Here is a 12,737-nt window from a genome sequence, read left to right as displayed (position 1 = left end):
CCTGTTATAATTGTACAGGAGACCGCATCATGATTGCTCAAGATCGGTTTCGCAGCCTCTTTCATAAATATTTGCTCGCACTTTTCGTAGCTGTCGCAATCCCACTGGCATTCAACGGCGTTATTGAAGGGTGGTTCGGCTATCGCGATCAGCGCGCGAGGCTTGATCAGTCGCTTGGTCTTCAATCAGCATCCGCGGCCGCCGAAATACACGATTTCATCCACGGTATCACAACTCAGCTTGGCTGGCTGGTCCAGCTTCCGTGGACCGAGGAGCCCGACGACCGCCGGCGGACCGACGCGTTGCGCCTCCTTCGACAGGCGCCTGCCATCGCCAGTCTCACGCTCCTCGACGGCAACGGTCTAGAGCGTCTCTATATCTCGCGGATCGGCCTGAATCGGATCGAGAGCCGCGCGGACCGATCAGCCGATCCCACTCTGGTCGGTGCCCGGGCAGCTCAGATCTGGTTCAGCGAAGTCAGCTACAATCGAGGCTCCGAACCGTACCTGACCGTTGCGACTGTGGGCAACCGACAGGCTGTCGGCGCAGTCGTGGCCGAAATCAACCTTAAGCTGATTTGGGACGTGATCTCGGCGATCAAGTTCGGAAGGACCGGCTACGCCTTCGTCCTGGACCGATCGGGTCGCCTTATCGCCCATCCGGACATCAGCCTCGTTCTCCGCGGGGCAGAAGAAGCAACCTCCGAACCATTTCGGGCTGTGCGGGACGCGATAGGGACTAAACGGGGTTTCGCAACGAGCCGGGATGCACAAGGACAATATATTGTTGCCAGCACGGCTCCCGTGCAGGGCCCCGATTGGACAGTCGTGGTCGCGCAGCCGCTATCTGAAGCTTACGCGCCGATCTATGCCGCCCTTTGGCGGACCGCAGTGCTTCTCGCAATCAGCATCATACTAGCAGGGGTTCTGGCCTACGCGTTCGCGGACCGGATGACGGAGCCAATTAAACTGCTCGAGGAGGGCACTGAGAGGATTGGTGCCGGGTTCTTTGAGCACCGCATCTCAATCCACACCGGGGACGAGTTCCAGCGCCTTGCAGAAAGCTTCAACAGAATGGCTTCCGAGTTGGCGCTGGCGCAGCAGCACCAGGAGCGCATAGCCAAGCTCAAGCGGTTTCTTGCCCCCCAGGTCGCCGATCTCGTCGATAGAGCCGGGGACGACAGCGTGCTGGACGGCCGCCGCACGGAAGTCGTCGTAGTCTTCTGCGATTTGAGGGGTTTCACCGCGTTTTCAGCAGGAGCTGCGCCTGAGGACGTCATGAGCGTACTGTCCGAGTACTATGAGAGCCTTGGCAGGGTCATCGCGGAATTCGAAGCAACTCTGATCAATTTCTCCGGAGACGGACTGATGGTTCTGGTGAACGCACCTGTCCCAGTCGAAGAGCCTGCATTGAGAGCTATCGATCTCGCCATCGACATGCAGAAGAACGTGCAAGCCCTTATCGCTGGCTGGCGATCGAATGGCTACCACGTTGGTTTCGGAATCGGCCTAGCCAGCGGGCCCGCGACTGTCGGCCGGATCGGATACAAGGACCGGCTCGACTACACCGCCATTGGCAGCGTTGTGAATCTCGCCGCCCGACTGTGCGCATCTGCCGCAGACGGGGAAATCCTGATCGACGCCAAAGTCGCCGTTGGCATCAAGGGCAAGCGGCCCGTCGAGGATCTTGGGGGCCGAGAAATCAAGGGATTTGATGAAGCTATTCCTGTCTTCGGGATAAACTTCAATACTCTCTAGCCGAGGCTGGCCGCCGGATGCCTGGCATAACCCTGTTGAAGACTGTTTGAGCATCCCGGGCTATGCTCCGCAAATTAGTTTTCGGTAGCGGATGCGTATGCATGAGGTCCGCCCGTTCAGTAGCAGCAGCGCCACGAAGCGCCAAGCGGCGTGATTTTCTGCTTTTGATGGCAGGGGCTGCGACGTGCACGACCGCCTCGTATGCGCAGAAGTCCTCCATGCCAGTCATTGGCTATCTTTGTCCGGAGTCGCCCGAACTCTTTGCCAGTCGACTTGAGGCTTTCCACCAGGGACTAGGAGAAGCTGGCTTTGTCGAGGGCCGCAATGTGGCAATCGAGTATCGATGGGCCAACGGACAATATTCTCAATTGCCTGCCTTGGCTACCGAACTGGTCGCCCGCAACGTGGATGTGCTCGTAGCGCCTGGGGGCGCCCCCGTGGCACTGGCCGCGAAAGCGGCGACTACGACCAAGACAATCGTTTTTGAGATGGGCGGCGACCCCGTCCAGCTACACGTGGTCGACAGCTTGTCGCGGCCGGGCGGAAACATCACGGGAGTTTCGAGCCTGAGTGTCGACGTTTCGCCAAAGAGGCTTGAGTTTATGCGCGACCTGATGCCCACAGCGCCGAAGTTGATGGTTGTCGCCAACCCGACAAGTCCGACCGCACAATCACAATTACAGAAGCTTCACGCAGCTGCAGACACCCTGCGGGTTCAACTGGAAGTCTTAGCCGCAAGTAAGGAGGATGAGTTTGAATCTGTATTCGCCGCCGCGGCCAAGGACGGGGCAAGTGGGCTTGTTTTTACCTCGGATCCCTATTTTGCATTTCGCAGTTCGCGGTTGGCTGCTCTCGCAATAAAGTATCGCGTGCCCGCAATCACACAGACCCGAGACTTTCCCGTTGCCGGAGGTTTGATGAGCTACGGTGGAGACTTCATGCAGTCGCACCGCCGCGCCGGGATCTATGCCGGACGGATCCTGTTGGGCGAGAAGCCTTCCGATCTTCCAGTCCAGCTCGTAACAAAGGTAGAGCTCGTTATCAACTTGAAGGCTGCCAAACTGCTCGGTTCTGCGTTCTCCTCAGTAATCGTTGCCGGCGCAGATGAGGTGCTCGAGTAAACTACGCTTCCGAGGGTGCACGACGGTCGAACCCATCGAGCCGAGCTAGACACTGACGGAAGCGCAACGACGTTCGCGGTGATTCCTAGCCAGTATTTCTGACCGCATCAGCCAGCATGTCGTAAAGCTGCTGCCTGCTGAACTCCTTGGGCTGCGGCCTCTCCGATGTGTTTCGCGACACCTTCTTTGCGACTGGATGGGCGCAAGCTGCCGACGACGGCGGCCGCAGCTTCGGGGGCGGTCGTATCTTGGGCCTTGCCGTAGGCGGCTTGTGGCCGCGCTTCAGGCCCTGACGGCTCAGCATGCCGCAGACCGCGTTACGACTGCATCCGAGACGACGCGCTATCTGCGCCGCGCTCTGTCCTGCGGACCAGAGCCTAGTGAGGAGCCCTATGTCTTTCGCATCCCAACCCATGGGAGATATTATAGCGCCGACTGCCGAACACGGACTAGTCTAATCTTCGTCCGGCTCGCGCACGACCGCCGGTTCGTCAGTGTCATCTTCCCTTTCCTCATCTTCGTCCTCCTCATCTTCTTCCTCGTCCTCTTCATCAGGATCTCTTGGCGGCATCGCAGTGCCCATAAGCGTAAGCGGTGTCGAGCAGATCGCTGCGATGGAAAATGTTGCGAAGGTGTTTTGCTTCATGGCGTTGCTGTTCCTCGTAAAGCACCCGCGATTTAATCCCTGACCGGCGGCCCGCGTAAATCCACGGCGCGATCATCGCAAATGCGATGGTGACATCATGTCGACTACACGAGCAAGGGCAGACCTTCGTGTACTTGCGAATGACCATGTACATGGGGCCACCACGCGCCATACGCTCCCTCGCATCAGATCATATCGGTCCCAGCCGGACTAGTGCCGACTTCCGGGATGGGCAACAGCGTCCGGTTGCTGGACTGCGCAACGCGCTTTTTCAATGAGCCATCCTCGCCCGCAAAGGGGCGAGGTGCTGAGGCTCAGGAGCCCTCGAACTTGAACGATACGTTGAGCTTGGCGCGATAGACCTCGACTTTTCCCTTGTCATCTAGTTGCATATCGAGCTTGACGACCTCTGCGATGCGAAGATCTCGGAGAGATTTAGCGGCTTGCTCGACCGCATTGGCGGCCGCTCTCTCCCAGGAGTCTTTGCTGGTGCCGATCAATTCAACGACCTTGTAGACGCTCTCGGGCATGTCGTTCTCCTATTCGGTAGGGGCCTGAAATCTAGCATCTGAATCTCGATGCTGATACGTGGCCGGGGATGCCGCGGAAAGGGTCCGATTGGCTGTCACTTTCCTGATCGACCCCAAGAGGAACTCGGGCGCTCGTCGACGTGGCTGTAACGTCAGCACTTCTCGCCCGCAGCGACGAAGTGATCGAGTGAGGACACCTCACTTCCGCTGATGCCCTGAGCCGACGTGCAGCGGAAACTGTGGCATGTCTGCTTTCGGAGACAGAGCGGATCGAGGCTTGGGCAACACAACATTCCGCTTTTGACCCGAAACAGACCTCCACGGCTACCCAACAGACGTAACGAAAATAGCCCCGCTTCTCTCAACGTGCTATGATCTATGACGACAAGTCTCCCTCTCCTGAGCCCGGGGGTGGACACATGAGACGACGCGAGTTCTTGACTCTATTTGGCGGCGCAGCAATTGCGTGGCCGTCCGTCGCACGAGCCCAGGCCCCGAGGAAACGGCCCGTTATCGGCACATTTGGATCGGGTACGCCAGCTCAGCGCAAAGGTTACGGAGCCTGGCCATCGTTCTTGAAGGGGCTGCAAGAACTCGGATACATCGAGGGGCGCGATTTCGACATAACGTTCCGACTTGCCGCGTCTACCGAGAAGTTACCAGAGGTGGCGAGGGAGGTGGTTCAGCTCAACCCCGATGTCATTTTTGCCGCCGCCAGCGCCAATGCGCTTGCCGCCAAGCAGGCAACATCAACCATCCCGATCGTTGTTGCAGCGTTGGGAAACCTGACCGCGCTTGGATTGTCGGAAAACGAAGTTCGCCGCCCGACTGGCAACCTGACCGGCATCATGCCCTACGTGCGTGGGTTGCCTGCAAAGCAGCTTGAGATCGCGCGGGAAATCGTTCACGGCGCGCAAAAAGTTGGAATCGTAAATGACACGAGCGACATCAAAACAGCACCGCAGTGGGACGAAATCAACGCCACCGCCGCGAAATTTGAAATCAAGATCGTAGATGCGGATGTTCAGAGAACCGAGGATGTTGAACCCGCGTTCAGAAGGTTTAAGGCGGAGCGTGTTGATGTCGTCATCGTTCTGCAGGCTAACTTCTTACTCTTGGATAGGGCTCAGATCACCGCTGCCGCAGCGGCAACTCGGCTCCCGACCCTTTACGGATACCGCGAACTCGTGGATGCAGGCGGACTCGTTAGCTATGGAATTGACCTTCGGGCATGCAATTATCGCGCTGCGACCTACGTGTATAAGATACTCAAAGGCACCCCCGTGGCCGATTTACCCTTTGAGTTTCCCACCCGGCTCGACCTCGTCATCAATGTAAGAACTGCAAAGGCACTCGGTCTTGCGGTGCCCGACATGCTGCTCGCCCGCGCCGACGATGTAATTGAATAACGTCGCAAGAGTCGCCGCGGCTGCTCACGACCTGATATGGCCCATCAGCGAAGCAACGGCGTTGACGGTGGTCCGCTCATTGCGTGATGGCGGACTAGATTTGCTTATCCCGAGCTCTTCGCATTTGACCCGAAGCGCGGATGCGCCATCTCGCCGCATTTGCGACTCAGCATTTGCATCCGCAGTGACTGCGGAGACTGCTACTCTGCACCTGTCTCCCCAAGCTGCGATGAGGATCGAATGAAGCGGCGGGAGTTTATGGCGACTGCTGCGGCGCTGCTCGTTTCGCCCCGGCGTTTGCGGGCGCAAGGGATGCCTCGCCGCATCGGTTTCTTCGGTTTCTTAGATCCGATATCTCGCGAAGCATGGAGCACTGGCTTGCGCGAAAGGGGTTGGATCGAGGGCAGGAACCTGCTCATCGAATACCGTAGTTATGCCGAAACTTCGGATCGCTTGCCAACCTTCGCTGCGGAGTTGGTGGCTCTAGCTCCCGATCTGATAGTTGCCGCCGGGCCGCAAGCGGCCTTAGCCCTGAAATCCGCCACTATTCCGATTGTCTTCGTGGTTGTTGCCGATCCCGTCGGACTAGGCCTCGTCCAAAGCCTCTCGCGTCCAGGCGGCAACATGACCGGTCTTACGTCGTGGGTGCCGGGAGATTGGTTTGGAAAACAAATAGAAATTCTCCGGGAACTGATACCAGGTGCCGCGAGAATTGCGCTTTTAGTTAATCGCGAGAACCCAATGCACAGGCTGTTGTTAGCTGATGAGGTACCAAGCACAGCCCGGAAGCACGACGTGGCTCTGTCTATGGTCGAGGCGACTAAGGCCGAGGAACTCGACACCGCCTTTGCTTCGGCAGCCGCCCAGCGCGTCGATGCAATAATTATTTTTGGCGACATTCTGACCATTCGCCAAGCCCCGCGAGTTGTCGGGCTCGCGGCGGAGTATCATTTGCCGGCGATTTACTTCTTCCGACAATTCGCCCATGGCGGATTGGTCGTCTACGGCCCCGATATAGCCGATTTGTTCCGCCGTGCGGGCGGTTACGTCGATAAGATCCTCAAAGGCACCAAGCCTGCCGATCTGCCGGTAGAGCAGCCGACCAAATTCGACCTAGTCATCAACATGAAGACGGCTAAAGCGCTCGGCCTCACCGTGCCGCCCTCGTTACTCGTTCGTGCCGACGAAGTGATCGAATAGAGATGGTGTTTTGCTGCGATGCATGAGTCCGGTTATGGCCCGAAGCGGTGCCGGCCGGGCGCGGAGAAAGGAGGCCGCTTTCAAAGCGAGAACAGACGTCGCTGATCTAGCTTCGGTTCGTCAGCCTGTGACCTGCACCTGGTTCCGGTAGGCTCCCGAGTAGTCGCATTTGCAGGAACGGTTAGCCTCGTCCCGACTTTGGGTTGAATGAACGAGCTACTGAAACGAGCCGACAGAGCTATTCGGGATAACGAGTTGATCCGGCGCGAGGTGGAAGGAAGTATCGCGCTCGCTCGCTATTGGACTGCGCACCTCTTGCGGACCATGAGCCGGAGGCGCGAAGAGTCGCTCCGGAGCGAGCAGTCTCCCACGCAGAAAAGGTCATGAGGCGGAGGCCGCACAGGAAATTTGCCGCCGACAAACCTCCAGACTCTTGGGAGGGATTGAAGCAGTGCCTGTGTCCTAAGCCGACCTTAGCCCGTGAAGGAAAGCCATCGTGGGGAGTTGGCGACAAGCTCGGCCTCGGATTTCTGAACACCTTGTAAGGCTTTCCGTGCAGCTTGGGATCTCCGCGCGTAGATCAGCCCTAGCTCGTCCAGAACCTGCCTGCGCTCCGCAATGAGGAAGCGAGACTGCTCGATCGCGCGGGCTGCGCGGTCTTCGGGAGTACAATTGCGCTAGGATGATCTTAGAACATCTGGCGGAAGCCAAGCGGCATATCGCCCTCGGTGAGAGACATATTGCCCGTCAAATCGAGATCATCGACATGCTGGGGCGCCACGGTCATCCTACAGAACTGGCAACGCAGGTATTGGAAACCTATCGCGAGTTACAGATAACTCACCTCACGCACCTCGACCACATCCACAAAGAGCTAGAGCAGGAAGTCGCTGAGCCCCTTCATTTTGCTAAGTCTGCTGTTGCTCATCTGCGAAGTTGCAGCGCGTCTGACGGAGGTCCGCTCATCGCGGCAGAGCGGACAAGATTGCTCAACCTGCGTACTTCGCATTTTGACCCATAGCGGCCTTCGAGGGATTGATCTACACTAACGCTGGAACCAACGTCCTGTGGCATCATCAGATGGGTCAGCAAGGACAGTGGCAAGTCAGCGGTAGCGCACCCGAAGTCTACGAGCGGGAACTGGTGCCGGCTGTTTTTGGGCTGTGGGCTCCCATCCTGGTTGATATGGCTCAACCAAAGGTAGGCGAGCGCATACTCGATATCGCCTGTGGCACCGGTATAGTCGCTCGCGTTTCGGCCGCAAGGGTAGGTCCAACCGGGACCGTCGCCGGTGTTGATCTCAATCCCGGCATGTTGACCGTTGCACGAGCCCTGGGGACCACCGACGACGCTGCCTCCATACAGTGGCACGAAGCCACTGCGGACAGGTTGCCGTTCCCCGACAGATCATTCGATATTGCGTATTGCCAGCTCGGCCTCCAGTTCTTCGCTGACCGGGGGGCCGCTGTGCGCGAGATGCGCAGGGTTCTGTCTTCAAAGGGACGGCTCGCGCTCATGGTGTGGTGCGGCATAAATGAAAGTCCCGGATTTCAATCGTTCGCTGAAGTACTGGAGCGAAACATCAGCCTGGCGGCAGCAACAATCATGCGCGCGCCATTTGGATTAACCGATGCCAATGAGCTGAGCGGACTCGTCACTGCTGCCGGTTTTCAGAATATCACAGTGCAACGGAGGGTCGGCACCGTCAAATTTCCATCGGTCGAACGATTTGTGTTGAGTTATGTCGCCGGTTCGCCACTAGCTGGTCATGTGTCACAAGCGAGTGATGTGGCTCGCGAACGTCTCACACTCGATACCAAGTCGGCTTTGGAGAAATACGTGAATAGTCGGGGGTTGTCGTTCCCGATAGCAGCTCACCTGCTCACCGCCACAGTTTGATATGTTCGCATACGGCCCATCGGCAAAGTGGCGGGATCGCTCCATTAGGTCCGCTCACTGAGGCACCGCGGACGAGATTTCCTCAAGCTGAGTTCTTCGCATTCTGACCCACAACAGACATTGGAGACGTTGTCCGGTGTCTGGACCAAGATAGGCTCAAGCGTTGACGATCATGAGGAGTTTGCCGTCACCTGCAAGGCGATCGGCACATTCTGAAGATCGTCATGGGGTCGCCGCGAACAAGTCCCACCGCCCAGGCAACCCCTTGAGCTTGTGTGCCCCCCGGTGAGTGAACTTCAGTCCTGCACCCGCAACCAAATCCATTACTACTCTCGAAACCAGAACTTCGCCCGGGTGAGAAAGGGCCATGACGCGTGCTGCCGCGTGAACTGCGATGCCGCCGATATCCTGGTGCCTGATTTCAACTTCCCCCCCGCATGGAGGCCAGCGCGCAATGGCAAATCGATTTGCGCAGCCGCCGCTTCGAAATCCAACGCACAGTGGATGGCCCGCCCCGGACCATCGAACGTGGCCAGGATACCGTCTCCAGTCGTCTTCACCAGCTGCCCTCGATACCTTTCGATGATCCGGCGCGCCATCCGGTCGTGCTCGTCGAGCAGGCTACGCCATGAATGGTCGCCCATCTGGACGGCGCGGTTCGTCGAATCGACGATATCGGTGAACAGCACGGTTGCCAGGACCCGCTCAAAGTTGTGCTGCTGACTCTCCCGCTTGCCGGTGACGAACTCCTCTATCTCCCCGCACAGCTTGGGCACATCGCACTCGAAGAAGCCGTGAGCCCCGTCCGGGTACTCGATATACTTCGCGCCGGGAATTTGCGAGGCCAGATAACGGCCGTTCTCTACAGGTACCAGACGGTCCTTCAAACTGTGCAGCACCAAGGTTGGAACACGAACGTTCGCGAGAATTGGCCGCACGTCGATGAGCGCGTTTTGTTGTAGCAGCGCCTTGAATGCTCCGGGACTGGCGCTAAGGCGTTCGAATTTGGCGAATTGGCTGACGAGTACGGGATCATGTGCCCCGCTCGGCATGACGGCCTTGATGAAGGCGCCGGTTCCATAATGCTTCACCAACCGAAAAATGGCTTCCTCGGGGAACATCAATGAAAAATCGCTCGTGTTGGTGAATCGCGCGAACCCGCTCCAGAGCACAAGATGAGAAACACGCTCGGGATAGGTTGCTGCAAACAGAGCGCTCATCGGCGCACCTTCGGAAATCCCAACCAGCACGGCACGCTTCGACCCAATTGCCTCCATGATTGCGCTCACGTCATCCATCCGCTCTTCGAGCAATGGCACGCCGGGCATGCGATCAGAGAGGCCCTGTCCGCGCTTGTCGAACGTTACGACACGCGCAAACGCTGCCAGGCGGCGCAACAAATCCGTCCAGCCCGGAAAAATCTCGTGCATGAACTCGACGTGGGAAAGAACGCCAAGGATAATAATCAGATCGACCGAACCGTGGCCCATCGTCTGATAGGCGATGCTGATATCTCCGCTGCGGACATAACGCGTGGTTGGAAGTTCCACATCACTCATGCGCTTTGCCTTCTATCCGGACGGCAAATGACCTTATGCAATATTACGGTTGTGCGTCTGCAGCTTCCATTCGCCTCATCGTAGCGGGCCTTTTCATTTTCCCCCGCTATCGGGTGCGGCTGTCGGCGCATAATATCAAAGCGAGATCAACACCAACAGCATAACTGAGCGGCCCCTTGCCGTCGCCTCGCAGCCTGCCTGACAGAAGTACCGCGCCTCCGCGAGAACGCCGGTGCCCCTCGATGTCGCCTGTTGGCCCATCGCGTCAGTTGGCGCAGTGCTGCGACATGTCCGGAGCCGGAGGTGGACCGGAAGTCCCGAACTCAGGTGCAGACCGACGCGATTGACCCGCAGCGGACTTGCCACCCAATGGTCATGTGACGAGTGAGGACGTTGAAGCCTTCGCTTTAACGGAGCCGATATTCTTTGTGGAGAGGCACGTCCGCTTACAAGCGATGAGCCGATCTTGGTCTAGCGACCCCTCTAGGCAGCTCTTCACTCTTTGAGAAGCGAACCGCTATCAGAACGTCGCCCTTCGCGACGCTCCCCGGGCTGGCAAGCAAACCAACCCGCCGATCCGTTGCGCTGCTGCGACCTGTATGACGAAGGACTATCGCATCCGCAGCGAGGATGCGTTTGAAGCCGTGAACTCCTGCCTGCGCAGCGCCCGCTTCGAAAAGCGACGTGGTTCACCCCTGTTCCGAAGGCAGACTAAACTGAAACACGGCCCCCCGTGGTTCATTCGCACCGGTCCAAAGTCGTCCTCCGTGCGCCTCGATGATCGATTGGCAAATCGACAAGCCCATGCCGGTCCCGTCCGGCTTGGTGGTGTAGAAGGGCTCGAACAGGCGGTCAACGATTGCCACGTCAAGTCCGGGTCCGGTATCCCGTACGGCGACAACAACGAGATTTGGGGCATCTGCAGCCGTGCTGATCCGCAGCTCCCGTCTGCCAACGTCGAGGCAGTTCATTGCCTCGATCGCGTTGAGGATCAAATTGAGAACAACCTGTTGCAGCTGGACGCGATAGCCCTTCACGAGCGGCAAGTCCGGAGCGAGGTCGGTCTGGATCAAGACATCATGTTTGAGCAGCTCGCTCCGGGCTATAGTGATCACGTCCTGGATTGCACCATTAACGTCGATGTTCTCCTTCGGCGCCGGAGTTTTCTTGATGAGGGAACGGATCCAACCGATGATCTCGCCGCCTCGCTCGGCTTCTGCGACAATGGATGCGAGCGCATGCCGTGCCTTTTCGAAATTCGGAGATTGCGTTCCTAGCCAGTTCAGTGCGGCCTCCGCGTTGCAGAGCATCGCGGTGATTGGTTGGCTTAATTCGTGTGTTACCGAAGCGGTGACCTGGCCCAGCGCCGCCGCGCGATTGGCGTGTGTAAGTTCAGCCTGCATCTCGCGGAGCGTCTCGGCAGTTCGCTTGCGTTCGGTGATGTCGCGGCTCAGACAAATGATCCGTGACCGGCCGCCCTCGCAGAATTCCCGCATACGGACTTCGACAGGAAACACAGTGCCGTCCTTTCGGCAATACCGCCTCTCGAGCGTAGCGATTCCGCCAGCCTTGAGGCGCTCGCGGTTGCTACGCCAAGTGGCGTCATCCATTTCCAGATCGAACAAGGCCGCAGCTGCTCCCACCAGTTCGGCCCGGCTGTAGCCGAGACTTTCGCAGGCATTCCGATTCACATCGCGAACGCGACCGTCTTCATTGTGGAGCATGAACATATCGGTTGCGTGATCCACGAAGGTACGGAAACGGGCCTCGCTCTCGATCAGCGCCTGTTCGGCTCGCTTGCGCTCCGTGATGTGGCGCCCCACACCGCGGTAGCCCATGAAGCGCCCCGTCTGGTCAAAGATGGGCATCCCAGAGACGGAAATATAGCGCTTGCCGTCGTCGGGCGTCGGCCGAGCGAGCTCAAAATCGCGAAACGGGAGGTGAGAATCGAGTGTCTCCCTGTGCTTGCGCCAGCCCTCTGCGTCAGGCTCCAGATACGGGACCTCCCATCGTGTCCTGCCGATCTCGGAGACCGGCGGCTCGGGAAGTGTCTCAGCGAACTCCTGGCGGATGAAGCGATGCTGCGCGTCCGTTTCCCAGTACACATCAAAGGAGAATTGTACCAGCGTGCGAAAGCGCTCCTCGCTCTCGCGCAGTGCCTCCTCGGGACCCTTGCGCTCATTCGAATCGAGCGCGACCGACGCCGCTTGAATCGGATGTTGCATTATCACCTCTTGCTCACGCGCGATGGATCAATCGAGGCGTTGTTCTGCCAGATTGCGGCCAGTTTCTCGCCCGGCGTGGCAAATAGCGCCCGCGATCACCAACGATGCGCGAAGGGGCGAACCTGGCCTCGCCACGGCCAATATTCGATTAAATTTGCCTCATGACGACTATACTCGCGTATACAAGCCTTCTCTATAGCCCTGTTGCTGCGACGACCCCGATCCGAAAAAAACGCGACAGCGTCATGAGCTTGCCGTGCGTAGCCTCTTTGTCCCCGTGCATAAGTCGAGAATAACGGGACACGTCGGCCCACCCATCCTTCGGAGAGATCTCACGACGAAGCCCACCAGCCGTCCGGGAAGGGTTCTAGTGGCTCGTGATCATCATTAT

11 protein-coding genes are annotated in these 12,737 nt (G+C 58.3%); 6 read left to right on the top strand and 5 right to left on the bottom strand.

Annotated features, from left to right (window positions below; translation table 11 throughout):
- The first annotated feature begins 29 nt into the window (after positions 1 to 29).
- Positions 30 to 1,757, top strand: coding sequence for a cache domain-containing protein (locus IVB26_RS34075; protein ID WP_247969340.1), 1,728 nt, complete (start codon positions 30 to 32; stop codon positions 1,755 to 1,757).
- A 167-nt stretch (positions 1,758 to 1,924) separates the two neighbouring features.
- The gene (locus tag IVB26_RS34070) at positions 1,925 to 2,878 is read left to right on the top strand and encodes an ABC transporter substrate-binding protein (protein ID WP_458309380.1); all 954 of its coding nucleotides are present in this window, start codon (positions 1,925 to 1,927) and stop codon (positions 2,876 to 2,878) included.
- Between the two features lie 85 nt (positions 2,879 to 2,963).
- Here IVB26_RS34070 and IVB26_RS34065 read toward each other — a convergent pair whose 3' ends face one another.
- The 3 genes from IVB26_RS34065 to IVB26_RS34055 form a co-directional block, all read right to left on the bottom strand.
- Positions 2,964 to 3,293: a GcrA family cell cycle regulator gene (locus IVB26_RS34065; RefSeq protein ID WP_247969338.1), complete on the bottom strand. Its 330-nt coding sequence runs from the start codon at positions 3,291 to 3,293 to the stop codon at positions 2,964 to 2,966.
- A 39-nt stretch (positions 3,294 to 3,332) separates the two neighbouring features.
- On the bottom strand, positions 3,333 to 3,524 hold the full coding sequence (locus IVB26_RS34060; RefSeq protein ID WP_247969337.1) for a hypothetical protein: 192 nt from the start codon (positions 3,522 to 3,524) through the stop codon (positions 3,333 to 3,335).
- A 314-nt stretch (positions 3,525 to 3,838) separates the two neighbouring features.
- A complete protein-coding gene (locus IVB26_RS34055; RefSeq protein ID WP_247969336.1) occupies positions 3,839 to 4,054 on the bottom strand; it encodes a dodecin family protein in 216 nt (71 codons plus the stop codon).
- Positions 4,055 to 4,629: 575 nt separating this feature from the next.
- On the opposite strand from IVB26_RS34055, the gene IVB26_RS34050 reads away from it, so the two are divergent.
- From IVB26_RS34050 to IVB26_RS34035, 4 genes are all read left to right on the top strand, one after another.
- Positions 4,630 to 5,463, top strand: a complete 834-nt coding sequence (locus IVB26_RS34050; RefSeq protein WP_247969335.1) for an ABC transporter substrate-binding protein — start codon at positions 4,630 to 4,632, stop codon at positions 5,461 to 5,463.
- 240 nt (positions 5,464 to 5,703) lie between these two features.
- Positions 5,704 to 6,663 carry an ABC transporter substrate-binding protein gene (locus IVB26_RS34045; RefSeq protein ID WP_247969334.1) on the top strand — a complete coding sequence of 320 codons (960 nt, stop codon included), beginning with the start codon at positions 5,704 to 5,706 and terminating at the stop codon, positions 6,661 to 6,663.
- A 682-nt stretch (positions 6,664 to 7,345) separates the two neighbouring features.
- Entirely contained in the window at positions 7,346 to 7,684 is a 339-nt protein-coding gene (locus IVB26_RS34040) for a hypothetical protein (protein WP_247969333.1), read from the top strand.
- A gap of 14 nt (positions 7,685 to 7,698) precedes the next feature.
- Entirely contained in the window at positions 7,699 to 8,562 is an 864-nt protein-coding gene (locus IVB26_RS34035; protein ID WP_247969332.1) for a methyltransferase domain-containing protein, read from the top strand.
- A 326-nt stretch (positions 8,563 to 8,888) separates the two neighbouring features.
- On the opposite strand, the gene IVB26_RS34030 is transcribed toward IVB26_RS34035, so the two are convergent.
- A complete protein-coding gene (locus IVB26_RS34030) occupies positions 8,889 to 10,121 on the bottom strand; it encodes an adenylate/guanylate cyclase domain-containing protein (RefSeq protein WP_247969331.1) in 1,233 nt (410 codons plus the stop codon).
- Between the two features lie 689 nt (positions 10,122 to 10,810).
- Positions 10,811 to 12,346, bottom strand: coding sequence for a PAS domain-containing sensor histidine kinase (locus tag IVB26_RS34025; protein ID WP_247969330.1), 1,536 nt, complete (start codon positions 12,344 to 12,346; stop codon positions 10,811 to 10,813).
- Positions 12,347 to 12,737: the final 391 nt, after the last annotated feature.

Origin of the sequence: Bradyrhizobium sp. 195 (assembly GCF_023101665.1) — a bacterium.
Lineage (GTDB): Bacteria > Pseudomonadota > Alphaproteobacteria > Rhizobiales > Xanthobacteraceae > Bradyrhizobium.
Note: the sequence above shows the minus strand (reverse complement) of the source record. Positions and strands in the feature narration are given on the sequence as shown.

Coding starts and splice junctions, on each gene's coding strand:
- IVB26_RS34075 (WP_247969340.1), top strand. CDS start 30: ATGATTGCTCAAGATCGGTTTCGCAGCCTCTTTCATAAATATTTGCTC.
- IVB26_RS34070 (WP_458309380.1), top strand. CDS start 1,925: ATGGCAGGGGCTGCGACGTGCACGACCGCCTCGTATGCGCAGAAGTCC.
- IVB26_RS34065 (WP_247969338.1), bottom strand. CDS start 3,293: ATGGGTTGGGATGCGAAAGACATAGGGCTCCTCACTAGGCTCTGGTCC.
- IVB26_RS34060 (WP_247969337.1), bottom strand. CDS start 3,524: ATGAAGCAAAACACCTTCGCAACATTTTCCATCGCAGCGATCTGCTCG.
- IVB26_RS34055 (WP_247969336.1), bottom strand. CDS start 4,054: ATGCCCGAGAGCGTCTACAAGGTCGTTGAATTGATCGGCACCAGCAAA.
- IVB26_RS34045 (WP_247969334.1), top strand. CDS start 5,704: ATGAAGCGGCGGGAGTTTATGGCGACTGCTGCGGCGCTGCTCGTTTCG.
- IVB26_RS34040 (WP_247969333.1), top strand. CDS start 7,346: ATGATCTTAGAACATCTGGCGGAAGCCAAGCGGCATATCGCCCTCGGT.
- IVB26_RS34030 (WP_247969331.1), bottom strand. CDS start 10,121: ATGAGTGATGTGGAACTTCCAACCACGCGTTATGTCCGCAGCGGAGAT.
- IVB26_RS34025 (WP_247969330.1), bottom strand. CDS start 12,346: ATGCAACATCCGATTCAAGCGGCGTCGGTCGCGCTCGATTCGAATGAG.